This window comes from Saccharopolyspora sp. CA-218241, from assembly GCF_050954615.1.
GTDB classification, from domain to species: domain Bacteria; phylum Actinomycetota; class Actinomycetes; order Mycobacteriales; family Pseudonocardiaceae; genus Saccharopolyspora; species Saccharopolyspora cebuensis.
The window spans coordinates 5,187,299-5,212,806 of record NZ_CP191860.1 but is presented as its reverse complement, the minus strand read 5'-3'; the positions used below and the strand labels follow the sequence as shown (position 1 = coordinate 5,212,806).

Genomic DNA, 25,508 nt, shown 5'->3' with positions numbered 1-25,508 from the left:
GTGAGCGCGACGATTCTCGACGGCAGGGCGACCAAGGACGCGATCTTCGAGGAGCTGCGGCCGCGGGTGGCCCGGCTCGCCGAGCAGGGGCGGACGCCGGGGCTGGCGACGGTCCTCGTCGGCGACGACCCCGGGTCGCACTCCTACGTGCGCGCCAAGCACAACGACTGCGCGAAGGTCGGGATCAACTCGATCCGCCGCGACCTGCCCGCCGACGTCGGCCAGGCCGAGCTGGAGGCGGTGCTCGACGAGCTCAACGCCGATCCGGCCTGCACCGGCTACATCGTGCAGCTCCCGCTGCCGAAGCACCTCGACTCGGGCGCGCTGCTGGAGCGCATCGCCCCGGCCAAGGACGCCGACGGCCTGCACCCGATCAGCCTCGGCAAGCTGGTCCTCGGCGAGCAGGCGCCGCTGCCCTGCACCCCGCGCGGCATCATCGAGCTGCTGCGCCGCTACGAGGTGCCGCTGGCCGGCGCCCGGGTGACCGTGGTCGGCCGGGGGATCACGGTGGGCCGGCCGATCGGCCTGCTGCTCACCCGCCGCAGCGAGAACGCCACCGTGACGCTGTGCCACACCGGGACCCGCGACCTCGCCGAGGAGGTCCGCCGGGCCGACGTGGTGATCGCCGGGGCGGGCGTGCCGCACCTGATCACCCCGGACATGGTCAAGCCGGGCGCGGCGGTGCTCGACGTCGGCGTCAGCCGCACCGAGGACGGGCTCACCGGTGACGTGCACCCGGACGTCGGCGAGGTCGCCGGGTTCCGCGCGCCGAACCCGGGCGGGGTGGGGCCGATGACCCGCGCGATGCTGCTCAGCAACGTCGTCGAGGCCGCCGAGCGCGGTTGACCCACCGCGCCCCCGCCGGGCGCGTCGAGCACGGGAGGACGCTTTGCACGATCGGTTCGGGGACAGGTCGCGGTTCTCGGAGCACGTGGCGTTCGGACTCGTGGTGCTGGTCGCGCTGATCGCGTTCGTGCTCATCGCGCTCCAGCACTGGCGGCGCGGCGCGACGCTGCTCGGCGGGGCGCTGGTGCTCGCGGCCGTGTTCCGGGCCGTGCTGTCGCCGGAGCGCGCCGGGCTGCTGGCGATCCGCAGCCGCCCGGTCGACCTGCTGCTCTACGGCGGGCTCGGGACGCTGATCATCATCGACGCGGTCACCATCGTCGGCGGCCCGTTCTCGTAGGTCCCGCCGGGACCGGCGCCGCGACTTCGGCGGACGTTCACCTTCCCGGCCGCCGCGCCCACCGGCGGTGACGCTGGGCGTTCCGGCCCGCACGGTGCGTCCGCGGGACCCGCGCCCCGGGCACAACCCGCTCTGCCTGTCGCGGGCCGTTCACCGCCGATTCGCCCGGCTTCCACAGCACGTTGGTCCCCGGCCGGGAGCGTGGTGGCGTGCGAGAGCGGAATGCCGCGCCACGCGGCCGTGCGACGACCGGAGGTGCCCGATGAGCGCCATCAGCTTCGACCGGGTGACCACCGAGTTCGGTGCTGTCCGAGCCCTCGACGAGGTGACCCTGGAGGTGCCCCGCGGCGAGGTCGCGGTGCTGCTCGGCCTGTCCGGCTCGGGCAAGTCGACGCTGCTGCGGCACGTCGACGGGTTGCAGCGGCCGGGCAGCGGTTCGGTGCGGGTCCTGGGGTCCGACGTCGGTGCGCTCAAGGGCGCCGAGCTGCGCGCGTTGCGCCGCAAGGTCGGCTTCGTCTTCCAGCAGTTTCACCTGATCGGGTCGCTGACCGTCCTGGAGAACGTGTGCACCGGGGCGCTCGGGGCGCTGCGCGGGCCGCGCCTGAGCCTGCTCGGCTACCCGAAGCGGGTCCGGCACGCCGCGCTGGACCAGTTGGCGCGGGTCGGGCTCGCCGACCAGGCGTTGCAGCGCGCCGACACCCTCTCCGGCGGTCAGCAGCAACGGGTCGCGGTGGCCCGCGCGCTGCTGCAGAAGCCGGAGGTGCTGCTGGCCGACGAGCCGGTGGCGTCGCTGGACCCGGACTCCGCCGCGCAGGTGATGGACCTGATCGCCGAGATCGGCCGCGAGGACGGGCTCACCGTGCTGTGCAGCCTGCACCAGGTGGACTTCGCGCTGAACTGGGGCCACCGGATCATCGGGTTGCGCACCGGGCAGGTCGTGCTGGACACCCCGGCCGAGCGGCTGACCCGCGACGCGGCGATGGCGATCTACTCCCGCACCAGCACTCCGCTGGCCGCGGTCGGCTGACCCGATGACCACGCTCGAAGCGCCCCCCGCGCGGGGGCGGACCCTGGCGCGCCCGCGGCCGGGCGGCACCGCCGCGACGCTGGTCGCGCTGGCCCTGCTCGGCGCCGCCGTGTGGTCCCTGATCGACCTGCGGATCAACGTGGCGACCCTGGTCGACGGCACCGCCAACGCCGTCGACTTCGTCTCCCGCGCGCTGCCGCTGGACTTCCCGCCGATCGGTGAGCTGCTCGCGCTGTCCGGGCAGACGCTGGCCATCGTGGTCTGCGCGACGCTGCTGGCCTCGCTGCTCAGCGTGCCGGTCGCGGTGTTCGCCGCGCGCAACACCAGCCCCGCCGCTCCGGCCCGCTCCGGCGCCCGCGCGCTGATCGTGCTGGCCCGCGCGGTGCCGGACGTGGTGCTGGCGATCCTGTTCTTCCGGATGTTCGGCTTCGGCGGGCTGACCGGGGTGCTGGCCATGGGCCTGCACTCGGTCGGCATGATCGGCAAGCTCTACGCCGACGCCATCGAGCAGATCGACGAGGGTCCGCGCACCGCGATCCGCGCCGCCGGGGGCGGTCGGTTGCAGCAGCTGGTCAGCGGGGTGCTGCCGCAGGTGCTGCCGTCGTTCGTGGCCACCTCGCTGCACCGGCTGGACATCAACCTGCGGGTGTCGGTGGTGCTCGGCTTCGTCGGCGTCGCCGGGCTCGGCCAGGCCATCGCCGATTCCCTGCGCACCCTCGACTACCAGCGCGGGATCGCGCTGGCCGCCGTGGTGTTCGTGCTCTGCGTGCTGGTCGAGATCCTGTCCGGGACGATCCGCCGGACCCTGCTGGGCGTGCGGACCCGGCGGCGGGCGCGCCCGACCGGGGCGCGGATCAGCCCGCCGTGGACGCTGGACCGGGTGCTGCACACCGGTGGCCTGGTGGTCGCGGCGCTCGTGGTGGTGGCGTCGATCGGCGGCGCCGGGCTGTCCTGGGAGCAGTGGTGGCGCGGCATGGCCGACCTCGGCGGGGTGCTGGCCCAGTTCTGGCCGCCGGAGACCGGCGGACTGCTGCCGACGCTGCTCGAGGAGCTGGTCGTCACCGTGCAGATCGCGCTGGCCGCGACCCTGCTCGGCGGACTGCTGTCGCTGCCGATCGGGGCGCTGGCCGCCGACAACGTGGCGCCCAGCCCGGCGGTGGCGAAGTTCTTCCGCGGCGTGGTGCTGGCCGTGCGCGGGGTGCCGGAGCTGGTGCTGGCCATCGTGTTCGTGGTGATCACCGGGCTCGGCGGGGTGGCGGGCGCGCTGGCGCTCGGCGTCGGTTCGGTCGGCCTGCTCGGCAAGCTCGTCGCCGACTCGCTCGAAGAGGTCGACCGCGGCAAGGAGCAGGCGCTGCGGGCCACCGGGGCGAGCCGGGTGCAGGTGTTCTTCGCCGCGACGGTGCCGCAGGCCGCGCCCGCGTTCGCCGCGCACCTGCTCTACCAGCTCGACACCAACCTGCGCTCGGCCACGCTGCTGGGGCTGGTCGGCGCGGGCGGCATCGGCTACTACCTGCTCAACGCCTCGCGGGTGCTGGAGTTCGGCGTGGTGACGACCGTGGTGCTGCTGACCTTCGCCGTCGTGCTGCTGGTCGAGCTGCTCGCCGTCTGGATCCGCAAGGTCCTCGCCTGACCGACCCGCACGAGCGTCCGGCTCGCCCGTTCGTGAATTGAGTGAGGGGCACCTTCATCCGACTATGCCGGATGAAGGTGCCCCTCACTCAGGACCCCGTCTGCGCCGGGACGGCCGGGCGTTCACTCCCACCAGAACGACCAGCTCCGCCGTCCCCTGATCTCCTGCGCGTAGGCGGTCAGGCTGCCGGTGTCCTGCATGATCCGGTCCGGGCAGAACGTCCAGTGCTCGGCGGCGACCTCCGCCGCGTGCCGGACGTCCTGCGGCGGAGCGGCCACGCTGAGGTCGAGCCGGTCCGGGCCCAACCGCAGGACGCGGGCGCCGAAGCGCTCCTCCCAGCTGCGCACCATCGCCGAGAGCCCCGCCGTCCGGGACACGTGGTTGGCCGCTCCCGACCAGCCCAGGGCCGTCAGCACGTCCGCCCCCGGAGCACCGGCACCAGCGCCAACCGGGTCTCGGCGTCGATGAACCGGGGGAGCTGCTGGTTGGCCAGGATGTCCGGGTCGGCCAGCAGGTTCCCGGCGCGCGCCGGCCCCGGGCAGGTGTAGTCGAACGGCGCGATGGCCTCCAGGTCGTAGGCCGGTCCGAGCTCCTCGTCGGCTTGCACCAGCCCTTCCCAGATCCGGTCCATCACATCGGCGACCCGCCACCGGTCGATGTGCTCCCTCGGTTCCGGCGGCACCACGCCCACCGTGCAGCGCTCGCCGAACACCTCGTCGCCGTCGCACAGCAGCAGCGGCCACAGCCCGGTGCGGTGGTGCTCCCCGCGCAGCGCGGCCACCAGCTGCGGCGCCGGTTTCTCGGCGCTGATCCAGCACAGCGGCGCCGGGTGCGAGGCGAGCACCGTCTGCTCGGTCAGCACCTCCCCCGGCGGCAGCGGCGTGGTCGGGTCGGCGTTGGTGCCGAAGATCGTCGCCAGGTCTCCGGGGGGTCCTGTTCGCTGTTCCTCCAGCACTGCGTCACCGCCCTTTCGCGACAGCGCCCCTCATCGAGATCAGCTTAATTGGGAGCGGTGATCGTTCCGGACGGGCACGGGCGGACGACCGCTCCGGGCACGTGCCCGCGGCGCCTCCCGGGGCCGGGACCGACCGGAGCAGAACCACCCGTTCGTGTGGACCTGGCATGAGTGAGGGGCACCCTTGCCCCAAGTTGCTCGGACAAGGGTGCCCCTCACCTGTAGCACCGACGGGTGAGCGGTCGGTCAGGTGCCGCGGCGGGGTGCCACGACCTCGCAGTCGGCGCCCGGGTACATCAGGCGCTCGTGGCCGTCGTCGAACCGGACCAGGTACGGCGGGGCGCCGCCCTCGCCGCGGACCTCCAGGATTTCCCCGCCCCGGTCGGTCTCCTCGACGGTCCGGCTGTGCACGAGCAGGTGGTCTCCTGCGGTAGCTCGCATCGCCCATCACCTCCCGACCCCAGGGTAGGTGACGCGCGCCACCCGCTCAGCCGCCGATGGTCGAACAGGTGGACGTGACCTGCTGGTACTTCTCCAGCTGGGCCTCGGCCCAGTCGGCGCTGCCGTCGATGGTGATCTGGCCCTCGGCCACCTGCTGCACGGACTGCTGGACCTCCAAGAGGTTCTGCTTGAGGGTCTGGTCAGCGGTCTGCGCGGCGAGTGCGCCGAGCTCATCGACCTTGGCCTGGGCGTCGGCCTGGGCCTGCGCGGGATCGGCGAAGTTCGGCATGAAGCTCGCCGCGTTCAACGCCTCCATGCAGGCCTGCGCGGTGTCGAGGCCCGCTTGGGCCTGGTCGAGCTGCTCCTGCGCGTCCTGCATGCCTTGCTGCGCTTCCTGGAGCTCGCCGCACGCGGCGAGTCCGGCCAGCACCGGCAGCGCCAGGACTGCCGCGACGAACTGCTTACGGGCTCGCATCATTCCTCCGGGGACTTCAGCGCGGCACCGCAGCGGTGCCGCGCGTGCACCCTATCTACCCGGGCGGCATCGGATGGGCGGTTTGTCGCATCGATCGCCCCGAAGTCGCAGCGGAGCCGCGCGGCGCGCGCTGTCAGGTGGCGGCGATCCAGCCCATCAGCTCGGGCGGCAGGTCGAGCTGCGCGAGCCACGGGGCGGCGCCCACCCGGAACAGCACGACGGCGCTGAGCAGCACCGCGACCACGGTCAGGCCGGGGCCGATGAGGGCCATCTCGACCTTGCCGCCGGTCCGCATCCGCATCGGCTTCGGCGGGGCGACCGGGTACCAGGTCTTGCCGCCCAGGGGGATCGGCCACAGCATCGGGCAGCCCTGCTCGGTGATCGCGTCGCCGATGAAGTGCGCGACGCAGCCGACCATCACGGCGACCCCGAAGGCGGCGGCGTCGGTGGGCTGGTCGCCCGCCCACGCCCAGCAGGCGGCGGTGAGCCCGAGCGAGGTGGCGGTGATCAGGATGGCGTCCCGGCGCGGGCACCAGGTGTGCATGATGCCGCGCACCGCGAGCCCGGCGAAGACGAACATCAGCACGCCCAGCGCGGCGCCCTGGCTGGTCTGCACGATGGCGGTGGTGATCAGCCCGGCGAGCACGGCGAACACGACGGTGTGGGTGAAGCCGCGGTGGGTGCCCTCCCGGTTGCTGTCCCGCTTGGTGCGGGTGAGCCGGTAGGTGAACCCGCTGAACCCGCTGATGGCGGCGGAGGCGCCGCGCGAGACCGCGCCGAAGGTGCTGGCCACGGTCGACTTCGGGTGGTCGATGTCGGGCAGCAGCGCGGCCCCGGCGGCGAGCGTCGCGCCGACGACCCAGGTCTTGGGGGACAATTGCCCGATCGCGTGCGTTCCCGCGAAGGCGGTGACCGCCGCCCACGCGGCGAGCCCGCTCATCGCATGCGTGGGTCCGGTCGCCACGGTCGCCTCCAAGATCGCTCGTCCGGGGGTCGAGCGTAGAAGAAGATCCTTCACCTCCGGGCCGGTACCGCCGGAGGTGAACGGGTGGCGACGAACACGCGGGCGAGCCACACAACGCGGCCGGTTAGCAGTACGCTTGTACCGCTTGCATTCTCGCGAGAGGAGCACCCCGCCACATGAGCAAGATCAAGGTCCAGGGCACCGTCGCCGAACTGGACGGCGACGAGATGACGCGGATCATCTGGTCCTTCATCAAGGACAAGCTGATCCACCCCTATCTGGACATCAACCTCGACTACTACGACCTCGGCATCGAGCACCGCGACGCCACCGATGACCAGGTCACCGTGGACGCGGCCAACGCCATCGCCAAGTACGGCGTGGGCGTGAAGTGCGCCACCATCACCCCGGACGAGGCCCGCGTGGACGAGTTCGGCCTGAAGCGGATGTACCGGAGCCCGAACGGGACGATCCGCAACATCCTCGGTGGCGTCATCTTCCGCGAGCCGATCGTCATCTCGAACATCCCGCGGTACGTGCCGACCTGGACCCAGCCGATCGTCATCGGCCGCCACGCGCACGGCGACCAGTACAAGGCCAGCGACTTCAAGGTTCCCGGCCCGGGCACCGTCACCGTCACCTACACCCCGGAGGACGGCAGCGAGCCGATGGAGCTCGAGGTCGCGAAGTTCCCGGAGCAGGGCGGCGTGGCGATGGCCATGTACAACTACCGCCGCTCCATCGAGGAGTTCGCGCGGGCGTCGTTCCGGTACGGCCTGGACCGCGGCTTCCCGGTGTACATGTCGACCAAGAACACGATCCTCAAGGCCTACGATGGCATGTTCAAGGACGTGTTCCAGGAGGTCTTCGACGCCGAGTTCAAGGCCGACTTCGAGGCCAAGGGCATCGACTACGAGCACCGGCTGATCGACGACATGGTCGCCAGCGCCCTGAAGTGGGAGGGTGGCTACGTCTGGGCCTGCAAGAACTACGACGGTGACGTGCAGTCCGACACCGTCGCGCAGGGCTTCGGCTCGCTGGGCCTGATGACCTCGGTGCTGATGACCGAGAACGGCACCGTCGAGGCCGAGGCCGCGCACGGCACCGTGACCCGGCACTTCCGGCAGCACCAGCAGGGCAAGCCCACCTCGACCAACCCGATCGCGTCGATCTACGCCTGGACCCGCGGGCTGCAGCACCGCGGCCGGCTGGACTCGACCCCGGAGGTCGTCGGCTTCGCCGAGGCGCTGGAGAAGGTCGTCGTCGAGACCGTCGAGAGCGGCAAGATGACCAAGGACCTGGCGCTGCTGGTCGGCGGTGAGCAGGGCTACCAGACCACCGAGGAGTTCCTCGCGTCGCTGGACGAGAACCTGCAGAAGCGGATGGCCGATCGCTGATCCGCCAGCTCGTGCGAACGCCGCTTCCGCTACTGCGGAGGCGGCGTTTCCGCATCCGGGGGAACCTCGGGTGCGCGCGGTTCGTTGACCGCGCGGCACGACCATCGACCGAGGAGCGCGGATGCCGTACCAGTACAAGGTCGTCGAACTCAGGGAGAAGTGGCTCGGCGGCAAGATGTCCGGCGACAAGCTGGAGAAGGTGCTCAACGACCACGCGGCCGAGGGCTGGCAGCTCAAGGCCATCACCGGCGCCGACGTCAAGGGCAAGCTCGGCCCGGGCGGCGTGGAGGGCCTGCTGGTCACCTTCGAACGCCAGGTCTGATCCCCGTGTCGGGCCGCGAACGGGCTTCGGATATAGTCGTTCCCGCACGCGGCACCGCCGCGACGCGCGATTAGCTCAGTGGGAGAGCGCTACCTTGACACGGTAGAGGTCACTGGTTCAATCCCAGTATCGCGCACCACCCCAGGAGCCCCAGCCGACGATCGTGGTCGGTTGGGGCTCCTGCTTTGCCGGGAGCGGCCGACCGCGATGTGCGTGGGGTCGGGCGGCTCGGCGAACGTCGGCACGGATGGCGGGCCGGTCGTCGGCCCGGAGTGGCACCGGCTACGAGGCGTCCTCCGCCGGCTCCTCGTCGTGGTCCGGGTCGAGCCGCGCCCAGATCTCGGCGAGGCCGCGCAAGTGCTCGTCGTCGAGCCGGTCGAAGAAGAGCGTGCGCAGATCGCCGTGCTGCTGGCGCCACGCCTTGCGCAGCAGCGCCCTCCCGTCCCGGGTGAGGACCGCGTGGAAGCCTCGGCCGTCGCTGGGGGACCGCTGCCGCTCGATCAGCCCGCGGCCTTCGAGCCGATCGGCGAGCCGGGTGAAGCCGCCGCTGGACATCAGGCTCCGCTGGGAAAGGTCGGACATCCGCATCCCGGTGCGGCCGGCCTCGCCCAGGAGGGCCAGCACGCCGTACTCGGCCATGCTCACGTTCAGCGGAGCGATCCCGGCCTCGATCGCACGCCAGATCCGGTCGTGGGTGACCAGGAATCCTTGCCACGCCGCGTATTCGAGCTCGCCGAGCTCGTCCTTCGCCATGAGCGGCATGGTATCGGCGGAGAGCTGCGGAGCCAACCGCGGTAACTGCCTGCGCACGCACCGACCCGACTCCGGTCAGGCGTTGCCGGCGGGGCCACCAGCAGGCCCGACGGCAGCGTGCCCCAGCCGGGCAGCTCAGCCGTCCAGGGGCGGGTGTTCGCGTCCACCCGGCCGAACGGTCCCATCGTGGCCAGTGCGGAGGCGCGATTCGCCGACCCGTTCGTCAGGTCCGTCGCACCAGCGGAACCCGGGCGCAGTGCACCCGTACGGCCCTGTTCTATTTAGCTGCACAGGCAGATACTTGAGCCGTTCTACGGCCACGCCCCCGCGTGGAAGCAGCAGGGGCCCTGACCACGGCCGTCCGCGCGAACGCGACCAAGTAGGTCCACCACGGGCGTCGGACCAGATCGGCGTCCGCCACATCGACACCCCACGAGGAAGGCAGTCCGATGGCAACGACACCTCTCACCCGCGAGAACAGCGCGATCGTGCTGATCGACCACGAGGTCGGCTTCTCCAACCTGGTCAAGTCCCACAACATCGAGGAGACGGTCAACAACACCGTCGCCCTCGCCAAGGTCGCCCAGGTCTTCGACCTGCCGCTGGTGGTCACCGCGGCGCGCGAGACCGACCCCGCCGGACCGCTGTACCCGGAGCTCAAGAGAGTGCTGGGGGACCACCCCGTCATCCACCGGGCCCCGGTGTTCGACTCCTTCGACAACGACGAGTTCGCCGCCGCCATCGAGGCGACCGGGCGCACGAAGCTGGTCATGGCGGGCATCCAGACCGACGTGTGCCTCGCCCTCACGGTCCTGACCGCGCTCAACCGCGGCTACGAGGTCTACGTCGTGGTCGACGCCTCGGGCGCCACCACCGAGGAAACCCACGACACCGCCGTCATGCGGCTGGCCCAAGCCGGCGCCGTCCCGGTGAACTGGCTCGCCGTCGCCTCGGAGCTCCTACGCGGCTGGGTCGACGAGCCGCTCGCACCCGCCATCGGCGAGATCATCTACGAACACCTGCCCTCGTGGGGCCACCAGCACGTCCTCACGGCAACGGTGGCGGAGCACTCCGCAGCACAGTAGGTCCGCTGGAAGCCGGGCCACCTCCGCGCACGGGGAAGTGGCCCGGCTTTCGTGGTGCCCACCACGAATCCCGTTGGTGCCCGCCGCGCGTCCCGGTGCTCAGCGCAGCTGCGGCGGCTCTTCCTCGGCGGTCAGGCCGACGAGCTGCTTGGTGTCGTCCCACAGTTTCACCGCGCGCGGTTGGTCGTAGGAGAGCCGTGCCGATCGCACTGCCGCGAGGGACCCGTCGTTCGCCTGGAAGTACTTGCCGGAGGCCGCCGCGCAATCGGGGTCGGCCGCGAGCGCCGCCAGGGAACCGCCGGAGAAACCGACCTCGGAGGTGGTGATGCCGATGAGTTTCGAGGCCCATTTCATGGCAGCGCTGGTGGCGACCCGCCGCACCGGCTTCGGCATGTCGCGCAGGAAGCCGGTGTCGGGTACGGACCCCGGATCGAACGCGATCGACGAGATCGAACTGCCGGCCCCGCGGAGGCGGCGGTCCAACTCGTAGGCGTACATCACGGTGCACAGCTTCGAGGTGGAGTAGCGCTTGCCGGCCGACAGCGCCTTGTTGCCGTCCTTGCCCCCGTTCGCCAGCGCGAAGGCGTCCGGCTCGACGGCGGTGCCGACCATGCGGCCGTCCATCGAATCGGGGTCGTGGGTGCCGCTGGCGGTGTAGACGACCCGGCCCTTCTCGGTGAGGTTCGGGAAGAGCAGCTCGACGAGCAGGAAGTGCCCCAGGCAGTTCGTCGCGAAGGTCGTCTCGTATCCGTCCGGGCTGTAGGAGAGGGCGCCATCGAAGCGACCGCCGGCGTTGCAGATGATCGCGTCGAGCGGGGAGACGGCGCCGGAGTCGAGCATCATGTCGAACCGCGTGGCGGCGGCCCGGACCGACGCGAGTGACGCGGTGTCGAGCACGAGCGTGTTCGCGGTCGTACCGTGCTGCGCGCGCAGCTCGTCAGCGACCGGTCGCATGCGCGCCGCGCTGCGACCGGCCAAGATGAGGTCGATGCCCTTCGCGGCCAGTGCTCGCGCCGCGGCAAGACCGATGCCCGAGTGGCCGCCGGTGATCAGGATCGAGGTCATGTCCGTTCCCCTTGCGATGACGAGGTGTGCTCGCGATGCCGGATCGACGGCGTCGGCCCGGTGATGCGGGAGACCCCAGCGCCCGGCGCCGCACGCCCACCGCCCAGGCGGACACCGGCGAGCTGAGGTGCGGCCAGCCTCGCCGATCGGGTGCGGTCCCAGCCAGGGACGACCTGTCCCCGGCTGACGGACACCCGGGGAGGTGATGTTGAGGTGTACTGGGAGCGTGATCGACCGACCTGGTCTCGCTGACTTCCTCCGCCGTCGCCGGGAGCTGCTCCGCCCGGCCGACGTCGGCTTGCCCGAGGGCGTTCGGCGCCGCACACCCGGCCTGAGGCGCGACGAAGTCGCTCAACTGGCCAGCATCTCCACCGACTACTACGCCCGCCTGGAGCAGAGCCGCGGCGCGAATCCGTCCGAGGCCATCGTGGCGTCGCTGGCTCGCGCGCTGCGCTGCGATCCCGATGAGCGCGACCACCTGTACCACCTGGCGGGGTTCTCCCCGCCGGCACGCCACTCCGGTGGGTACGTGCGGCCCGGGCTGATGAGCCTGCTGGACCGGCTCCACGACGTCCCGGCCTGCGTCGTCACTGATCTGGGCGAGGTCCTGCGGCAGAACGCCCTCGCCGAGCTCGCGCTGGGGTGGACGACGCCGAATCAGTCCGGCCGCTCCCGCAACGTGGTGTGGCAGTGGTTCACCGAGCCGGCCTCGCGCGCCTGCTTCCCGGAGGCGGACCGGCCACGGCATTCCCGCGCGCACGTGGGCGACCTGCGGGCGGCCCATGCGCGGCGCGGGGGTGATGCCGACATCGCCGAGCTGGTCCGCGGTCTGCTGGAGCGCAGTCCGGAGTTCCGCGCTCTGTGGGAACGCCACGAGGTCGCTGTGCACCGCTTCGACCGCAAGAGGTTCCTGCACCCCGAGGTCGGTGTGCTGCACCTGACCTGCGAGGCGCTGCTCTCACCCGAGGCGGACACCAAGGTGCTGGCGTTCTTCCCGACCGAGGGCACCGACGCACGCGAGAAGCTCGAACTGCTGCGAACGATCGGAGCGCAGGACTTCCGGACGCTCCGATGACCGGGTCGCGCCGACAGCGCGCACCCGGGGACGGTCTGGTCCTGGTTGCCCCTCGCGAGCCGCCGCAGAGTGGGGCTCGTCCATCGAGCACGCACCTGATGCGAGGGCCCGTCGGCTTCGCTGATCCGCCGAGTCGACGAAACGCCCCGGGAGGAACGGGACACCATGCCAGAAACGCCAGTACCGATCTTTTCGACAGCCGAGCGCGACCGCCGGTGGGACCTGGCCAGGGACTTCATGGCCCGCGAAGGAGTCGATGCGCTGCTGGTCTTCGGCGAGCACGAAGACGCGGGCCCCGCCCCGGTCGCCTACGACACCTGGTTCACCAACGGCCGACCCGGTGCGACGGTGATCTTCCCCCGGACCGGCGAGCCGATCGCACTGCTGCCCGGCCCCATGTTCATCATGGACCACCTGGAATCCTCCCGCCGGGGCGAGACCATGTGGATTCCCCCGCACGATCTCCGCGGGGCGCGGACTTCCGGGACGATCATCGAGACGCTCGACCGGCTCGGGCTGGCCGAAACGGCGATCGGTGTCGTCGGTCTGGGGCCCCACATGCCGTGGCACCCCGAAGGGATCATTCCGCACGGATTGTGGAGCGAGGTCGTGTCCCGCCTCCCCGGGGCCGATTTTCGTCCGGTGGACCTGCCCTTCGGGCAGCTCGTCATGCGGTTGAGCCGGGAAGAGATCGCCGTGGTGCGGCACTCGGCCGGGATCGGCGACGCCATGGTGCAGGCCATGGTGGCCACCGCCGCTCCCGGCGTTCCGGAAAGCCGCGTGTACGCAGCGGGCATGGCCGCGGGGTACGGTCGCGGATCACTGCCCCCGGCCATGCACCTGTGGTCCGGACCGGACGTGGTCGCGGCGGGGCCGCCGGCGTGGGGATACCGCCCGCAAGCCCCTCGGGTCCTCGGCGACGGGGACGTCGTCTACGCCGAAGTGTTCTCCCGCTTCGGCGGGCGTCACACCCAGAGCCAGGTCACCATCGCCGTCGGCGACGTGCACGAGGACTTCCACCGCGCTGCGGACGTCGCGCGCGCCGCCTACGACGCGGGCCTGGAAGCGCTGCGCCCGGGACGCACGTTCGGTGAAGTGGTCGACGCCATGCACGAGCCCCTCGACGCCGCCGACGGCTGGTCGTTCCTGATCGCGGTGCATTCGCTCAACCCCGGCCTGTCCGTGGGCAAGGGCCGCGGGCTCGTCAGCCGGATTTCCGGTGCCGAAGGATATCCCCGCGTACCCGACCACCCCGCCTTCCTGCCCGACCTGGAACTGGTACCCGGCATGAGCTTCGCCTTCGAGCCGAACTACGCGTTCGGACGCCATCTGGTCCACCTCGGGGGCACGGTGCTCGTCGGCGAGGACATGCCCGTCGAACTCAACCCGTACTCGGCGCGACTGCTCCGCGCAGCCGGGGACTGAATTTCCAGGTCCAGCGGCGGCTTCCGGGCATCACCGCGACGCGTGCGGTCGAGCGACCGAACCGTAGCCGGTGATGGCTGACCGGCACGACTCCGGAGATCTGCTGCACCGTGCGAGGCGCGCCGGGCAGGTTGCCGGAACCCGGCCGCCGGGCCGACCGGCCCGAGGGCGCCGCCGCGTCCGCTGTCGTGCGGTGGCGGGACGGTTAGCCTGGCGGGAGTTGCGCGGGAACTGCGATCGGTGGAGTGCGGTGGTGGACGAGGAAGTTCGCGCTTCGGACGCGGAGCGGGAGCAGGTGGTCGAGCGGCTCCAGCGGGCGTTGTCCCAGGGGCGCTTGGCGGTGGCCGAGTGCGATGAGCGCATCGCCGCGGCCTACGCGAGCACGACCCGGGGCGAGCTGGCGGAGCTGACCCGGGACCTCCCGGGCAACCTCTGGTAGCGCCGGTCAGGTCGGCCCGCTCCGGTCGATCTGGTCGCGGTCGTCGCGTCGCCGCGCCGGTTCGGTGCCAGCCTCGGGGGTCTGGCCGGTGGCGTGTTCGAAGAAGCGCAGCAGCTCGACCGGGAACGGCATCACCAGGGTGCTGTTCTTCTCGGCCGCCACGTCGACGACCGTCTGGAGCAGGCGCAGCTGCAACGAGCCCGGCGCGGCTTCCATCGCGTCGGCGGCCTCGGCCAGCTTCTGCGAGGCCTGCAGCTCGCCGTCGGCGTTGATCACCCGCGCCCGCCGGTCGCGCTCGGCCTCGGCCTGCCGCGACATCGAGCGTTGCATCCCCTCGGGCAGCGACACCTCCTTGGTCTCGACCCGGTCGATGCTGATGCCCCACTCGTCGGTCGGGGTTTCGATGACGCCGCGCAGCTCGCCGTTGACCTGATCCCGGTCGGTCAGCAGCGTGTCCAGGTCGACCCGGCCGATCACCGAGCGCAGCGACGTCTGCGCGACCTGGGACGTGGCGTGCAGGTAGTCCGACACGTTGATCACCGCCTTCACCGGATCCGACACGCGGAAGTACACCACCGCGTCCACCCCGATCGAGACGTTGTCCCGGGTGATGGCGCCCTGCGCGGGAACGTCGAGCACGAGGGTCTGGACCGGCACCTTCTCCATCCGGTCCACGAACGGCACGATCACCCGCAGCCCCGGCTGGCGCACCGGGGAGAGCAACCGGCCGAAGCGCAACACCACACCGCGCTGGTACTGCTGCACGGCGCGCAATCCCGTGCCCACGATCAAGAGCACGAGCAGGACGATGATGACGATCGCCGTCCACACCACGCCCATCGGCGCACACCTCCCTCTCGCCTGGCGCAACCTCCCCGCATCGTCCGCCCGAGCGCCGGAATGCGCCTCGTGGCGGGGGTACCCGAGGTCTCCCCGCGACCCACCCGCCTCACGGGACCGATTCCGACCCCAAACTATTACACCTGTGCTAGTTTGAGCGGTGTGGTGCGAACGATCGATTCCGAGGCCAGGCGCCGGGTGCTGGCCGATGCCGTCTGGCGCCTCATCCGGCAGGGCGGGCTGGAGGCGGCCTCGGTGCGCGCGGTCGCCGCCGAGACCGGCCTGTCGGCCGGCTCGGTGCGGCACTTCTTCGCCACGCAGGACGAGCTGCACGTGTTCGCCATGGAGGAGCTGCTGCGCCGGATGACCGCGCGGGTCGAGGACACCCTGGGCGCCGACGCGGCGGAGGGCCCGGCGAGCCCGGCGCGCGCCCGCGCCCGCGTGCGGGCGGCGCTGCTCGACCTGCTGCCCACGACCGCCGAGAGCGCGGCGGACTTCCACGCGCACCTCCAGTTCATCGTGAAGGCCGTCGTCCACCGGCCGCTGGAGCCCACCGCGCGCCGGGTCCACGAGGAGTTGCAGCGGTTCTACGAGCGGTGCCTGGACCACCTGGTGCTGACCGGAGCCGCCCGGGCCGACCTCGACCCGACGGCCGCGGCCGGGGAACTGGCCGTGGTCATGGACGGCTTGGTGCTGCGACGGCTGACCGCACCGGAGCTGCTGGGAGTCGAGCGGATGTTCGACGTCCTCGACGGGCACCTGCGCGGGCTCGCACCCGCCCGGGAGGCGTCGTGATCGTCGCGATCCTCGCGGCGGAAGCCGCGTTCTGGGTGTTCCTGCTCGGCGGGCTGGGCCTGCGGTACCTCGCCGGGACCCGGCGGGCCGGCTCCGCCGTGCTGGCCGTGGTCCCGCTCGCGGACCTCGCGCTGGTCGCCCTGGTCGGCATCGACGTCGTGCGCGGGGCGGAGCCGACCCGCGCGCACGCGTTCGCGGTGGTGTACCTGGGCGTCACGGTCGCCTTCGGGCGCCCGCTCGTCCGCGGGGTGGACGCGTGGTTCCGGTACCGCTTCGCCGGCGGCCCGCGGCCGTCCAAGCCCGCCAAGGGCTCGACCGCCGAGGTCCGGGCGCTCTGGCACGAGTGGTTCCGCCTGGTGGCCGCCGCCGCCACCGCTGCCGCCGGCCTGCTGGTGCTGATCGCGCTGGAGGGCCGGCCCCTGCCGCCCACCATCGAGGCCGCCGCCACGCACCCGTGCTGGGCCGTGCTCCTGCTGCTGGCGATCGTCACCGCGGTCTGGTTCCTCGCCGGTCCCGCGTTCGCCGGACGCGGTGATCCCGCCCTCGACGAGCCCCGCGACGAGCGGAGCACCGGTGACCTCCCGATGTGCCGGGTCCCGCCGGGGTGAGCGATGCCGTCGGCGACGGAGCCGGGTGCGTGGCGCCGTCCGGCCGCAGCACCGCCGCGACCGGAGGTCCGTTCGACGATCGGGTGGCCGCTGGTTCCGCTCCGCGATGCTGCTCTCCACCGTCATGCGCGACCCGACGAGGAGCCGGCCTGGCCGACCGGCGCGGCCAGCCGGGAACCTCCTCGGCCTGCTCCGGCGAGACTCGCGCGGGTCGCCGCGTGGTGGCCGTTCGGGCACGGCGCCCGCCCCGACGGCCTCGTGCCGCCGTGGAAGGCGGCGTGCCGCACCGGGTTTCGGTTGGATGGCAGCGCAGGACACTCCGAGCTGAAAGGAATCCCCTCATGCGCAGCACCATCGAGCGCTGGACCGCACGTGGTGTCGCCGGTGCGCTGGCCGTGGGCACCACCCTGGCGCTGGCCCCGCTCGGCGCCGCCCACGCGGCCGTTCCGCACCAGTTCACCCTGTGCTCGGAAGGCGGCTACGCCTCCTGGGCGGAGTTCCCGGACCGCCACATGGCCACCACGGTCGTCCAGGCCGGCGACTGCGTCACGCTCTCGGTGCGCGGCACCGCTCCCGAGCCGGTGCTGATCAGGCAGGGCAACGGCGCGCTGATCGGGCCGGTCACCTACGACGGCCGGGCCGGGCTGAACGTCACCACCGTCCCGGGGCCGAGCTTCTACGTCCACTGATCGACCGGCGAGCGGCGGTGGGCACGCCGCCGCTCGCACCGGTCGGGGCCGGTCGCCGTTCATCCGAGGGATACCCCGGGGGCTTCGCCTGATTCGTTCCGTCTCCGCTCCGCCGCCGCAGACTCGTGGGGCAAGCACGCGAGTCCGCGGGCGGTCGGGACCGCCGCGGCCGACGGCGTTCGGAGGAAGCGGATGGCAGCCAGGGTCGAGCCGGGCACGACCACGTCCGAGCGGCGGACCGACCGGGTGCGGGTGTCGGTGTGGGCGGCCGACCCGATCACGCTGGTCGGTCTGACCGAGACGCTGGTGAGCAGCCTCGACGTGTTCGTGGCGCCGGACGATCAACCATCCGATGTGGACGTCCTGGTGTTCGCGACGGACCGGGTCACGCCCGCCGTGGTGGCCAGCATGCGGCGGACGGCCGCCGCGTCCACCGCTCCCGTCGTCCTGGTGACGCGGGAGCTCGACCACGAGCACCTGATGAGCGTGGTCGAGTGCCGGGTGGTGGCGGTGCTGCACCGGGAGGCGGCGAACGAGGAACGGCTGGTCGGCGCGGTCCGCGCGGCGGCGGCCGGTGGCGGTGTCCTGCCGCCCAACCTGCTCGGGGAGCTGCTGCGGCAGATGCAGGCGCTCCAGCAGGAGGTGCTGGCCCCGCGCGGCCTCAACTCCGCCGGGCTCACCTCGCGCGAGATCGACGTGGTCCGGCTGATGGCCGACGGGTGGGACACCGAGGAGATCGCGAACCGGCTCTGCTACTCGGAGCGCACCGTGAAGAACATCATCCACAACATGACCAACCGCCTGGAGGTGCGCAATCGTCCCCAACTGGTCGCCTACGCGATGCGCGCCGGGCTCATCTGAGCGCCTGCCGTGATCCCGCCCCTCCGGCGACCCGAAGCGGTGTTCACGAGGTTCCCGGCGCCCCAGCGAGGACGATTCTCGGCGGAGCAGGCCGGGAACCTCCGCGTGCTGCGGTCAGGAGCAGGTGCTGAGCCGGGGTGCGAGCTCGTGGCTGAGGGTGGCGGTGGTCAGCTCCGCGCGGGAGCGGTAGCCGGTGCGGTGGAAGAACCGGGTGAGCCGCGCCTCCACGCCCTTCTCGCTGGTGCCGACCACGGTGGCGACCTGCGAGTTGGTGAGCCCGTTGGCGATGAGCACGGCGAGCAGCCGTTCGTTCTCGGCCACGGTGGCGCCCCGCCCGGGGACGGTCACCTCCCGCTCCCGCATCAGCAGCCGCAGCCGGGCCCGGGGGACGAGGGCGTCGAGCTCGCCGTACAGGCCGTAGGCCTCCAGGAGCAGCTTCTCCTCGCCCAGCCCGCTCCACGCGACGGTGACGAGGGCTTGGGCGAGTTCCCAGGGGTGGCCCGCGCGCCTGCTGAGCTCGACCACCTCGTGCGCCGCCGCCCGGTCGCGGTGCAGCCCGACGTGGGCGAGCAACTGGTGGTGGCGGGGTTCGCCCGAGTGCTCGACGAGCCGGTCGATCCGCTCCACGCAGCGCCGCGCGGCCTCCGACGCGCCGGCGGTGAATTCCGCTTCGGCCAGCCACAGCCACAGCTCGGCGGTGCCGGCCACGACGCCGCGCTCGTCGGCCGCGGCGATGCCCTCCTCGACGAGCTGCCGCGCCCGGCGTTGCGCGCCCATCGCGCGTTCCAGCTCCGCCTCGGGCAGGGCCAGCAGGTGCGGCAGCACCAGGTGCCGCGAACGCGCGTCGGCGAGGACGGCGCGGGCTCGGTTGAGCTGCCCGCGCGCGACGAGGATCGTCGCCATCTCGCGGACCGCGGCGGTCCGGCCGGGCGCGCTGCCGTGCACGGCAGCGGTGGCCAGGCCGCGCCGGGCGTGGTCGAGGGCGCGGTCCCACCGCCCGGTGCCCGCGGCACCGATGGTGGCCGCGGCGGCGGTCTTGGGCCGGGAGTCGTCCTGGCCGGGCGAGAGCGCACGCAGCAGCACGCGACGCACGTCGGCGGCGGTGCCGCTCGTCGGCTCCGGTCCGGTCCCGGGTTCCTCGATGCCCAGCGGCGCGCCGGCCAGCCGGAGCACGAGCCTGCCGAGCGGGGACGTCGGGCGGGTGGCGGTGAGCTCGGCGTGCGCCTCGGGCCACCGGTCCAGCAGGCACAACGCGACCGCGCGGGCCACCGGGTCCGGCTCGGGCGAGGCGAGGAACTCGTGCAGCGCGTCCGGGCCGGAGCCCGCCAGCGCCACCACGTGCACGAGCAGCAGTTCCTGCCGCACCTCGGGCGGGAGCCGGTCGAGGTGGTCGCGCAGCACCAGCCCGGTGGAGCCGGCGGCGGAGGTGAAGCGCTGGAGCAGCGCGCAGGTGGTGGCGTGCCGGTGCAGCGCGGCGGCCCGCCGGTCGGGGTCGGTGCTCAACTCGGCGGCCGTCCGCAGCCACCGGTCGGCGAGGTCGGGGCGCCGGGTGGCGACCTCGGTGCCGCGCGCCAGCAGCTCGGCCGCCGCGCGGTCGCGGTCCACCAGCCCGCCCGCGTCGGCCAGCCGCTCCCCGAGCCGGTCGCCGTCCGGGTAGGACGCGGCGCCGGACCACACCGCGCGCACGGCGAGCTGCGCGGTGCGGGACCGCTCGTACGGGCCCAGGCAGGCGGTGAGCAGGGTCGCCAGCATCGGCACCCGGAAGCGGTTCGACCCGGGCAGCAGCACGCCGCTCGCCCGCAGCTCCGCCAGCGCCTCGTGCACCCGGACCGGGGGAGGCCGGTGGATTCGGCGATCAACCCGGGGACGTCGCCGCGCAGCGGTCCCAGCAGCGCCAGAGCTTTGACCACCGACCAGCTCGGCGAGTCGGGACCACCGAACGCCGCGAACAGTGGATGGGTCAGCGGCATCCGGGGAATCCGCTGCTCGACCAGGTGGGCGTGGTGGTCGACCACGCGCAGGCAGCCGGTCCGCGCGTACCCGTCGACGGCGGCGCGCATGACGGCGGGCAGCCCCCGGCTCTGCTCGCGCAGCGCGGCGGCCGTGCCCGGCGCGGGCAGCGCCCGCAGCAGGTCGGTGAGCATCCGCTCGACGTCCGCCGTGCCCAGCGGGCGCAGCCGCTCCTCGTGCAGCAGGCCGCGCGCCCGCAGGGCAGCCGCGGCGGCGCCGTGCTCCTCGGACGGAGTCCGGAACGAGCAGACGAAGGTGACCTGGGAACCGGCCAGCGCGGCCACCGGACCGGCCAGCGCGGCGAGCGCCTCGGGCACGATGCGGTGGGCGTCGTCCAGCAGGACCACGACCGGCTCGCGTCGCGCGGCCAGCGCGGTGAGCGACCGCCCTGCCCCGCCGGGTCCGCGCACGCCGGGCAGGCCGAGTTCGTCGCCGATCCGGGAGACCAGGTGGGCGGCGTCCGGCTCGTCCCGGACGACCGGGACCTCCGCGGTGGTCACGCCGCTCGCGGTGAGCTCGGCGCGCACCCGCGCCAGCACGAGGCTGCGGCCGATGCCGCCGGGGCCGGTGACCGCGACGACCGGGGTGTCCGAGCGGCAGGCGTCGAGCACCCGGGCGATGACCTCCGCGCGTCCACGAGGGTGCGGCGTGACCCCGCGTTCGGGGCGCGCGGGCGATGACGGGAGCGGGTGCTTCGAGTTGACCACGACCGCGAGTATTCCCGGCCGCCGCGGTGCCTTCAGCGGCCGGGACATGAGGAAATCCTTACGCAATTCTGAACCGCTGACCTGCGGGTTCGGAGTTGTTGCGCAGTTCTTAAATGCTCCGGTCGAGCTCCTTGCACCACGGGTTTTCCCGGCCGCTCCGGAGCTACCGTGCCTCCCGGCGGACGAGGACCGGTGGCACCGCGCGGTGCCGGGGGAGGGGAGCATGGGACGCGAACAGGTGGCGGTCGAAGGCCGGGACGGGGTGCTGGCGGCGCTGCGCGACGCCCCGCGCGCCGGTGCCGGCCGCGGTCGGCTGGTCGTCCTGCGCGGTCCCGCCGGAATCGGCAAGACGCGGCTGATGGAGGCCGTGGCCAAGCGCTGGCGCGGCGACGGCACGCGGGTGATCGACGTGCGCTTCGGCGGCTCCGCCGCGGGGCGGAGCGGATTCGGCGCCGTCCTCGACGCGCTGCGCCGCGACTTCACCCTGCTCGGCGAGCCCGCCCTGGTCGACCGCATCGGAGCGCTGAGCCGGCTGTGCGCGTGCGACGGCGTCCCGGGCTGGTCGTCGCACGCCGTGGCCGAGTGCAGCGAGGTGTTCGACCGGATCGGTGCGCTCGGACCGACCGCCGTGCTCGTCGACGACGCGACGGCCGTCGCCGATCCCCTCCTGCCGCTGCTGGCCGCCCGCCGCCCCGGCTGCCTGGTGCTGACCTCGGTCCGGGAGGAGGCCGCGCCCACGGCGGCGGCGTCCGAGCTGTTCGCCCTGGCCGACGACGTGCTCGACCTGGAACCGCTGACCGGCGAGGACATCGCCGCGGTGACCGGGGACGAGCTGGACGGCGGCGTCCACCGGGCGCTGCGCGCGGCCCTGGGCCCGCTCTACGGCAACCCGGGCGCGGTGCTGGCCACGGTGGCCCGGCTGCGGGAGCGCGGTCGGCTGACCGGCGCGGGCGACCGGCTGGTGCTGGCCGACCCGACCGAGGCCATCGCGTTGCCCGGCGAGCACCACCTGCCGCGCCGAGTCCGCGAGCTCGGCGACCTCGGAGCGCGGATGCTCGCGAGCGCCGCCGCCCTCGGCGGGCTCGGCGTCGAGGAGCTGCCGCTGGTGGCCGAGGCGCTCGGCGAGGACCTCCTCGCGTGCGGTCGCACCGTGGACCGGCTCGTCGAGCTCGGCGCGCTGACCGGTGAGACCTGGGACCGCGTGGTGTGCCTGTGCCCGGCGCTGGCCGCCTGGGCAGCAGCCGAGGACCCCGCCGCGGTGCGCCGGCTGCGCGCCGCGCGGATGACCGGTGCCCGGACGTTCGCCCCCGGAGCCGCGCGCCCGGTGGTGCGCGACGACGCGGCGTCGGCCCCGACCCTGTCGCGCACCGAGTCCCGCATCGTCGAGCTGGTCAGCGACGGGCTGACCAACCGGCGGATCGGTTCGGAGCTCAATCTGAGCGAGAAGACCGTGGAGGGCTACCTGACCAGGCTGTTCGCCCGGACCGGGTGCCGGTCGCGGGTGGAGCTGGTGGCGGCGAACCTGCGCGGGAGCCTCGACCCCGGTACCGCTCACGGGTTCGCCGCGTGACCACGGCAGTGCCCGCGCCGCACCACCCCGGATCGCCAGACCCCGTCCCCACTCCCGCGCAGCGCCTCGTGCTGGTCGTGCAGGACGAGCCCACCGTCGCCGAGGTGATCAGCGACTACCTTCGGGCGGCGGGGTACCTGGTGGTCGTCGCCGCCGACGGCGGCACCGGGCTGGAGCTGGTCAGCAGGCTCGCACCGGACCTGGTGGTGCTCGACACGTCCCTGCCCGGGCTCGTCCTCGACCGGTTCCACGCCGACCTGCGCGCGGACAGCGGGCCGCTGCTGCTCACCCTGACCGGGCCCGCCCCGGACGACGCGCCTCGGCGGTTCAGCCCGCGCGAACTGGTGGCGCGGGTACGCCGTGTCCTGCTGGACGACGGCGTCGCGGTCGAACCCGGCAACCCGGTGCTGGTCGTCGGGGACCTGGTGGCCAACCGGGACACCCGCCTGGTCAGCAAGTCCGGGCGGGAACTGGTGCTGACCGACCGCGAGTTCGAGCTGCTGTGCTTCCTGATGCAGCACCCGGGCCGGACCTGGCGCAAGGACGAGCTGGCGCGCGGCGCGTGGGAGGGGGAGGACACCGCCGCGGTGCTGCGCACCGTGCGCCGGCTGCGGGAGCTCGTCGAGGACGACCCGTCCCGGCCGCGACGGCTGGTCACCGTGTGGGGCGTCGGCTACCGCTTCGAACCCGATGACCGTTGAGGTGGCGGCCGGTACGGTGGGCACGGCCGCCTCAGTACCCGAAATTCTGGGTCCACCAGGGGAGTTTGCCGCCGTCGATGTGCAGGCCGACGCCGATGGTCCGGAACTCGCCGTTGAGGATGTTGGCGCGGTGCGGGATGCTCTGCATCCAGGCGCGCACCACGCTCGCCGGGGTTTCCTGGCCGACGGCGATGTTCTCCCCACCGGGGTCCTCGAAGCCCTCGGCCAGCATCCGCTCGAACGGCGAGGGTCCCCGGAGCCCCTGGTGCTGGAAGTAGTTCCGCCGCGCCATGTCGGCGCTGTGCCCGCGCGCCGCCCGGCGCAGCCGCTCGTCGACCTCCAGCCTGCCGAGGCCGCGTCGGGCCCGTTCGACGTTGACCAGCGATACCACCTTGTCCTCGGTCCGGGATCGCACCGCGTCCCGGCTCGCCCCGAGCGCCATCGGACGCCGACACCTCCCATTCTGAATGGCAGGTTTCCCTTATATCCCGAAATTGTTCCGGCGCGGCCGACGGCGGGTGCGAAAGTGCCCGTTCGGGCAGCTGTGCGCGGCCTTCGGGCACGGCTGATGCCGCTCGGGTGCGGGCGGGGAGAGCGTGCGACGAGACTGGCGGGTGCCCGCGCACGCGCGCCGGTGCGCCGGTGAAGTGGTGCGCGGCGAGCAGATTGGGAGGAATTCCACATGACAGGGCAGCAGCCAGTTCAGACAGCCAGCGCGGGAATGCAGCAGGCCGCGCAGCGATTCGACAGCACCGCGGGCGAGTTCAACCGGGACCTGCAGAACGTCATGTCCACAATCTCGACCTTGCGGTCGACTTGGACCGGCGAAGCCAGCGTGGCGTTCAACCGGGCGATGGACGACTGGGGCAGGGCTTTCAACGTCATCATCGCGTCGCTGAACGATCTGAGCACCAATATGGTGGGCAACAGGAGCAGCTACGAATCCACGGAGGCCGACAACGTCGGTGCCGCGGGTTCCGCCGGGAACACTATTCCGTCGCTGCCCGGGGTGTGAGCGGCTTCTTTCTCCACCGACGTACGGATTGATGAGGAGAGCACATGTCCGACTACGGGGTAAACTTCAGCGCCGCCATGGCGGCCAGCGCGGATCTGAACGCGATCAGCGGCACGGTGCGCTCGAGGCTCGACAGCTTGATCGCGGATGTCGACAAGAGCACCGCCGACTGGACCGGTGATGCGAAGGCGCATTACTCCGAGGCCAAGTTGCTGTGGAGCCAGCAGACCGACCAGATGAGGACTGCCTTGCAGCAGGCGCAGCAGATCCTCAACCAGATCATCGACCGGTACCAGCAGACCGAGAGGAGCAACTCGTCGGTCTGGCAGGGCTGAGGCCGGAGCCGTCCTCGAGGTGATGACCGGCCGTCGGGGGTGGCGCCCCGAGCCCTCCCGACGGCCCTCGCCGCGGACTGGACCAGGCCCGGTGCCGATCGGTTTCGGAAATTGCGATGCGGCTCGGCCGCCGGGGTGACCCCGGCTTTCCCGACCGTCCCCACCGCGGCCATCGGGGCCGCTTCCTGGAAACGAGCGCGTGGAGGATGTCATGAGCGACAAGACGGGGATCGACTACTGGCTCGAAAGCGACATGTGGGAGGACACCGAGTACGCCGATTGGAACAAGATCGACTCCTTCGTCGAAGAAGGAATTCTGACGGAGGAAGATCGGGACCTCATCCAAGCGCGAGGTAGCGCCGCCGCCGCGGGACATATCGACAGTCCGGATGAGACGGAAGGTAGCTGGTCGAAGTACCTCGATGCCAAGGAAGAGTACAAGGACGACCCGAGGTTCGGGGACAACGGCACTGCCGACGACCTGCCCAAGCCCGACGGGTACGAGGAAGGTCCGAAGGGCGACAGTTACGTCGAGGACTCGGGCCTGGAGTACCCCGGGGACAGCAAGCCACCGGAGGTCGGGGACGGCCCGAAGCCCCCGAACTACGGCGGCGAGGAGGGCGACGGCCAGCAGGTCGTGGTGAGCACCGAGGCGATTCGACGCTTCATCGGCACCGTGGGAGAACTCAGCGGGATGCTCGACCCGGCCAAGGGCTACATCGGTGACATCGACGTCAAGCCGGGGGCTTTCGGTGCGGCGTACGCCTTGCGGGACCGGGTCATGGGGCAGGGCAAGGATTCGGTCGGGCTCCAGCCGACCATCCTGAGCTTCCTGGAGGACATCACGCTCGGGATGAAGCACCTGGAGGACGACCTGTTCAAGGTGCTCAAGAACTACGAGGACGCCGAGGAGCTCAACAAGGCCAATGCGGCCGATGTCGAAGGTCTCATGGTGAATTCCACCGCCAGGCTCGGCGGCTCGCCGGGCGCCTGAGGTCGGCGGTGGAGGCGCTCGCGAGGTGCGCAGGCGGACCGGCGCCCGTGCACCGAGCGGCGCCGCGGCGCGGCCGCTCGCCTGCCGCCGGGGCGGCGCGTTCCGGCGTCGCGGCGGAGCTTTTTCGAAGTGGTGCGCCGGGGCCTC

The 25,508-nt window shown here is 72.4% G+C and carries 29 protein-coding genes and 1 tRNA gene; 20 read left to right on the top strand and 10 right to left on the bottom strand.

The features are described from left to right. From ACQP0T_RS24625 to phnE, 4 genes are all read left to right on the top strand, one after another. The gene (locus ACQP0T_RS24625; RefSeq protein ID WP_433870190.1) at positions 1-846 is read left to right on the top strand and encodes a bifunctional methylenetetrahydrofolate dehydrogenase/methenyltetrahydrofolate cyclohydrolase; all 846 of its coding nucleotides are present in this window, start codon (positions 1-3) and stop codon (positions 844-846) included. Between the two features lie 43 nt (positions 847-889). Beyond that, positions 890-1,183: a DUF3017 domain-containing protein gene (locus ACQP0T_RS24620; RefSeq protein ID WP_345358002.1), complete on the top strand. Its 294-nt coding sequence runs from the start codon at positions 890-892 to the stop codon at positions 1,181-1,183. A gap of 262 nt (positions 1,184-1,445) precedes the next feature. Then, positions 1,446-2,210, top strand: coding sequence for a phosphonate ABC transporter ATP-binding protein (phnC, locus tag ACQP0T_RS24615; protein ID WP_433870189.1), 765 nt, complete (start codon positions 1,446-1,448; stop codon positions 2,208-2,210). Between the two features lie 4 nt (positions 2,211-2,214). Next, positions 2,215-3,840 carry a phosphonate ABC transporter, permease protein PhnE gene (phnE, locus tag ACQP0T_RS24610; protein ID WP_433870188.1) on the top strand — a complete coding sequence of 542 codons (1,626 nt, stop codon included), beginning with the start codon at positions 2,215-2,217 and terminating at the stop codon, positions 3,838-3,840. 122 nt (positions 3,841-3,962) lie between these two features. Here phnE and ACQP0T_RS24605 read toward each other — a convergent pair whose 3' ends face one another. The 5 genes from ACQP0T_RS24605 to ACQP0T_RS24585 form a co-directional block, all read right to left on the bottom strand. After that, complete coding sequence (locus ACQP0T_RS24605; protein WP_433870187.1) at positions 3,963-4,256, bottom strand: DUF4253 domain-containing protein; 294 nt, start codon at positions 4,254-4,256, stop codon at positions 3,963-3,965. After that, the gene (locus ACQP0T_RS24600) at positions 4,250-4,795 is read right to left on the bottom strand and encodes a hypothetical protein (RefSeq protein ID WP_433870186.1); all 546 of its coding nucleotides are present in this window, start codon (positions 4,793-4,795) and stop codon (positions 4,250-4,252) included. The genes ACQP0T_RS24605 and ACQP0T_RS24600 overlap by 7 nt, the downstream gene beginning before the upstream one ends. Before the next feature lie 246 nt (positions 4,796-5,041). Beyond that, positions 5,042-5,236, bottom strand: a complete 195-nt coding sequence (locus ACQP0T_RS24595) for a DUF1918 domain-containing protein (RefSeq protein WP_345358014.1) — start codon at positions 5,234-5,236, stop codon at positions 5,042-5,044. A gap of 46 nt (positions 5,237-5,282) precedes the next feature. Further along, a complete protein-coding gene (locus tag ACQP0T_RS24590) occupies positions 5,283-5,714 on the bottom strand; it encodes a hypothetical protein (RefSeq protein WP_433870185.1) in 432 nt (143 codons plus the stop codon). Positions 5,715-5,844: 130 nt separating this feature from the next. Continuing rightward, the gene (locus tag ACQP0T_RS24585; protein WP_345358020.1) at positions 5,845-6,675 is read right to left on the bottom strand and encodes a metal-dependent hydrolase; all 831 of its coding nucleotides are present in this window, start codon (positions 6,673-6,675) and stop codon (positions 5,845-5,847) included. 176 nt (positions 6,676-6,851) lie between these two features. Here ACQP0T_RS24585 and ACQP0T_RS24580 point away from each other — a divergent pair, with 176 nt between their 5' ends. The 3 genes from ACQP0T_RS24580 to ACQP0T_RS24570 all read left to right on the top strand — a co-directional run bounded on the left by ACQP0T_RS24580 (position 6,852) and on the right by ACQP0T_RS24570 (position 8,533). Continuing rightward, a complete protein-coding gene (locus ACQP0T_RS24580) occupies positions 6,852-8,072 on the top strand; it encodes an NADP-dependent isocitrate dehydrogenase (protein ID WP_433870184.1) in 1,221 nt (406 codons plus the stop codon). 121 nt (positions 8,073-8,193) lie between these two features. Further along, the gene (locus tag ACQP0T_RS24575; protein ID WP_345358026.1) at positions 8,194-8,394 is read left to right on the top strand and encodes a DUF4177 domain-containing protein; all 201 of its coding nucleotides are present in this window, start codon (positions 8,194-8,196) and stop codon (positions 8,392-8,394) included. Positions 8,395-8,458: 64 nt separating this feature from the next. Beyond that, positions 8,459-8,533, top strand: a tRNA-Val gene (locus tag ACQP0T_RS24570). Positions 8,534-8,676: 143 nt separating this feature from the next. Here the strand turns inward: ACQP0T_RS24570 and ACQP0T_RS24565 are convergent. Next, positions 8,677-9,147 carry a MarR family winged helix-turn-helix transcriptional regulator gene (locus tag ACQP0T_RS24565; protein WP_433870183.1) on the bottom strand — a complete coding sequence of 157 codons (471 nt, stop codon included), beginning with the start codon at positions 9,145-9,147 and terminating at the stop codon, positions 8,677-8,679. Positions 9,148-9,596: 449 nt separating this feature from the next. Here ACQP0T_RS24565 and ACQP0T_RS24560 point away from each other — a divergent pair, with 449 nt between their 5' ends. Beyond that, positions 9,597-10,232 carry an isochorismatase family protein gene (locus tag ACQP0T_RS24560; RefSeq protein WP_433870182.1) on the top strand — a complete coding sequence of 212 codons (636 nt, stop codon included), beginning with the start codon at positions 9,597-9,599 and terminating at the stop codon, positions 10,230-10,232. A gap of 99 nt (positions 10,233-10,331) precedes the next feature. Here ACQP0T_RS24560 and ACQP0T_RS24555 read toward each other — a convergent pair whose 3' ends face one another. After that, positions 10,332-11,297 carry an SDR family NAD(P)-dependent oxidoreductase gene (locus tag ACQP0T_RS24555; RefSeq protein WP_433870181.1) on the bottom strand — a complete coding sequence of 322 codons (966 nt, stop codon included), beginning with the start codon at positions 11,295-11,297 and terminating at the stop codon, positions 10,332-10,334. Between the two features lie 226 nt (positions 11,298-11,523). Here ACQP0T_RS24555 and ACQP0T_RS24550 point away from each other — a divergent pair, with 226 nt between their 5' ends. From ACQP0T_RS24550 to ACQP0T_RS24540, 3 genes are all read left to right on the top strand, one after another. Beyond that, a complete protein-coding gene (locus tag ACQP0T_RS24550; protein WP_433870180.1) occupies positions 11,524-12,372 on the top strand; it encodes a helix-turn-helix transcriptional regulator in 849 nt (282 codons plus the stop codon). A gap of 237 nt (positions 12,373-12,609) precedes the next feature. Then, a complete protein-coding gene (locus ACQP0T_RS24545) occupies positions 12,610-13,797 on the top strand; it encodes a M24 family metallopeptidase (RefSeq protein ID WP_433870179.1) in 1,188 nt (395 codons plus the stop codon). Between the two features lie 253 nt (positions 13,798-14,050). Beyond that, positions 14,051-14,236 carry a DUF1707 SHOCT-like domain-containing protein gene (locus tag ACQP0T_RS24540; RefSeq protein WP_345358038.1) on the top strand — a complete coding sequence of 62 codons (186 nt, stop codon included), beginning with the start codon at positions 14,051-14,053 and terminating at the stop codon, positions 14,234-14,236. A 6-nt stretch (positions 14,237-14,242) separates the two neighbouring features. Here ACQP0T_RS24540 and ACQP0T_RS24535 read toward each other — a convergent pair whose 3' ends face one another. Further along, complete coding sequence (locus ACQP0T_RS24535; protein WP_433870178.1) at positions 14,243-15,076, bottom strand: slipin family protein; 834 nt, start codon at positions 15,074-15,076, stop codon at positions 14,243-14,245. A 162-nt stretch (positions 15,077-15,238) separates the two neighbouring features. On the opposite strand from ACQP0T_RS24535, the gene ACQP0T_RS24530 reads away from it, so the two are divergent. From ACQP0T_RS24530 to ACQP0T_RS24515, 4 genes are all read left to right on the top strand, one after another. Then, a complete protein-coding gene (locus ACQP0T_RS24530; RefSeq protein ID WP_433870177.1) occupies positions 15,239-15,871 on the top strand; it encodes a TetR/AcrR family transcriptional regulator in 633 nt (210 codons plus the stop codon). After that, positions 15,868-16,479 carry a hypothetical protein gene (locus ACQP0T_RS24525; protein ID WP_433870176.1) on the top strand — a complete coding sequence of 204 codons (612 nt, stop codon included), beginning with the start codon at positions 15,868-15,870 and terminating at the stop codon, positions 16,477-16,479. The genes ACQP0T_RS24530 and ACQP0T_RS24525 overlap by 4 nt, the downstream gene beginning before the upstream one ends. 341 nt (positions 16,480-16,820) lie before the next feature. After that, positions 16,821-17,168 (top strand): hypothetical protein, encoded by a 348-nt coding sequence (locus tag ACQP0T_RS24520; RefSeq protein ID WP_433870175.1) that lies wholly within the window; start codon positions 16,821-16,823, stop codon positions 17,166-17,168. Between the two features lie 192 nt (positions 17,169-17,360). Beyond that, positions 17,361-18,029 carry a response regulator transcription factor gene (locus tag ACQP0T_RS24515; RefSeq protein ID WP_433870174.1) on the top strand — a complete coding sequence of 223 codons (669 nt, stop codon included), beginning with the start codon at positions 17,361-17,363 and terminating at the stop codon, positions 18,027-18,029. Between the two features lie 1,499 nt (positions 18,030-19,528). Here the strand turns inward: ACQP0T_RS24515 and ACQP0T_RS24510 are convergent. Continuing rightward, positions 19,529-20,794 carry an AAA family ATPase gene (locus ACQP0T_RS24510; protein WP_433870173.1) on the bottom strand — a complete coding sequence of 422 codons (1,266 nt, stop codon included), beginning with the start codon at positions 20,792-20,794 and terminating at the stop codon, positions 19,529-19,531. Positions 20,795-20,969: 175 nt separating this feature from the next. Between ACQP0T_RS24510 and ACQP0T_RS24505 the strand changes: the two genes are divergently transcribed. Further along, on the top strand, positions 20,970-22,316 hold the full coding sequence (locus ACQP0T_RS24505; RefSeq protein ID WP_433870172.1) for a helix-turn-helix transcriptional regulator: 1,347 nt from the start codon (positions 20,970-20,972) through the stop codon (positions 22,314-22,316). A 68-nt stretch (positions 22,317-22,384) separates the two neighbouring features. Further along, entirely contained in the window at positions 22,385-23,017 is a 633-nt protein-coding gene (locus ACQP0T_RS24500) for a response regulator transcription factor (protein ID WP_433870171.1), read from the top strand. Positions 23,018-23,048: 31 nt separating this feature from the next. Here ACQP0T_RS24500 and ACQP0T_RS24495 read toward each other — a convergent pair whose 3' ends face one another. Next, positions 23,049-23,459, bottom strand: a complete 411-nt coding sequence (locus tag ACQP0T_RS24495; RefSeq protein WP_433870170.1) for a CAP domain-containing protein — start codon at positions 23,457-23,459, stop codon at positions 23,049-23,051. 240 nt (positions 23,460-23,699) lie between these two features. Here ACQP0T_RS24495 and ACQP0T_RS24490 point away from each other — a divergent pair, with 240 nt between their 5' ends. The 3 genes from ACQP0T_RS24490 to ACQP0T_RS24480 all read left to right on the top strand — a co-directional run bounded on the left by ACQP0T_RS24490 (position 23,700) and on the right by ACQP0T_RS24480 (position 25,361). After that, entirely contained in the window at positions 23,700-24,032 is a 333-nt protein-coding gene (locus ACQP0T_RS24490) for a WXG100 family type VII secretion target (RefSeq protein WP_433870169.1), read from the top strand. 44 nt (positions 24,033-24,076) lie between these two features. Continuing rightward, complete coding sequence (locus ACQP0T_RS24485; protein ID WP_433870168.1) at positions 24,077-24,367, top strand: WXG100 family type VII secretion target; 291 nt, start codon at positions 24,077-24,079, stop codon at positions 24,365-24,367. Between the two features lie 211 nt (positions 24,368-24,578). Then, the gene (locus tag ACQP0T_RS24480) at positions 24,579-25,361 is read left to right on the top strand and encodes a hypothetical protein (RefSeq protein ID WP_433870167.1); all 783 of its coding nucleotides are present in this window, start codon (positions 24,579-24,581) and stop codon (positions 25,359-25,361) included. The last annotated feature ends 147 nt before the right edge of the window (positions 25,362-25,508 follow it).

Bases quoted from the DNA above. Each gene is read 5' to 3' on its own strand.
- phnE (WP_433870188.1), top strand. From the start codon at position 2,215: ATGACCACGCTCGAAGCGCCCCCCGCGCGGGGGCGGACCCTGGCGCGC.
- ACQP0T_RS24595 (WP_345358014.1), bottom strand. From the start codon at position 5,236: ATGCGAGCTACCGCAGGAGACCACCTGCTCGTGCACAGCCGGACCGTC.
- ACQP0T_RS24545 (WP_433870179.1), top strand. From the start codon at position 12,610: ATGGCCCGCGAAGGAGTCGATGCGCTGCTGGTCTTCGGCGAGCACGAA.
- ACQP0T_RS24575 (WP_345358026.1), top strand. From the start codon at position 8,194: ATGCCGTACCAGTACAAGGTCGTCGAACTCAGGGAGAAGTGGCTCGGC.
- ACQP0T_RS24510 (WP_433870173.1), bottom strand. From the start codon at position 20,794: ATGTCCCGGCCGCTGAAGGCACCGCGGCGGCCGGGAATACTCGCGGTC.
- ACQP0T_RS24515 (WP_433870174.1), top strand. From the start codon at position 17,361: ATGGCAGCCAGGGTCGAGCCGGGCACGACCACGTCCGAGCGGCGGACC.
- phnC (WP_433870189.1), top strand. From the start codon at position 1,446: ATGAGCGCCATCAGCTTCGACCGGGTGACCACCGAGTTCGGTGCTGTC.
- ACQP0T_RS24580 (WP_433870184.1), top strand. From the start codon at position 6,852: ATGAGCAAGATCAAGGTCCAGGGCACCGTCGCCGAACTGGACGGCGAC.
- ACQP0T_RS24565 (WP_433870183.1), bottom strand. From the start codon at position 9,147: ATGGCGAAGGACGAGCTCGGCGAGCTCGAATACGCGGCGTGGCAAGGA.
- ACQP0T_RS24535 (WP_433870178.1), bottom strand. From the start codon at position 15,076: ATGGGCGTGGTGTGGACGGCGATCGTCATCATCGTCCTGCTCGTGCTC.
- ACQP0T_RS24560 (WP_433870182.1), top strand. From the start codon at position 9,597: ATGGCAACGACACCTCTCACCCGCGAGAACAGCGCGATCGTGCTGATC.
- ACQP0T_RS24480 (WP_433870167.1), top strand. From the start codon at position 24,579: ATGAGCGACAAGACGGGGATCGACTACTGGCTCGAAAGCGACATGTGG.
- ACQP0T_RS24520 (WP_433870175.1), top strand. From the start codon at position 16,821: ATGCGCAGCACCATCGAGCGCTGGACCGCACGTGGTGTCGCCGGTGCG.
- ACQP0T_RS24485 (WP_433870168.1), top strand. From the start codon at position 24,077: ATGTCCGACTACGGGGTAAACTTCAGCGCCGCCATGGCGGCCAGCGCG.
- ACQP0T_RS24555 (WP_433870181.1), bottom strand. From the start codon at position 11,297: ATGACCTCGATCCTGATCACCGGCGGCCACTCGGGCATCGGTCTTGCC.
- ACQP0T_RS24590 (WP_433870185.1), bottom strand. From the start codon at position 5,714: ATGATGCGAGCCCGTAAGCAGTTCGTCGCGGCAGTCCTGGCGCTGCCG.
- ACQP0T_RS24495 (WP_433870170.1), bottom strand. From the start codon at position 23,459: ATGGCGCTCGGGGCGAGCCGGGACGCGGTGCGATCCCGGACCGAGGAC.
- ACQP0T_RS24505 (WP_433870172.1), top strand. From the start codon at position 20,970: ATGGGACGCGAACAGGTGGCGGTCGAAGGCCGGGACGGGGTGCTGGCG.
- ACQP0T_RS24490 (WP_433870169.1), top strand. From the start codon at position 23,700: ATGACAGGGCAGCAGCCAGTTCAGACAGCCAGCGCGGGAATGCAGCAG.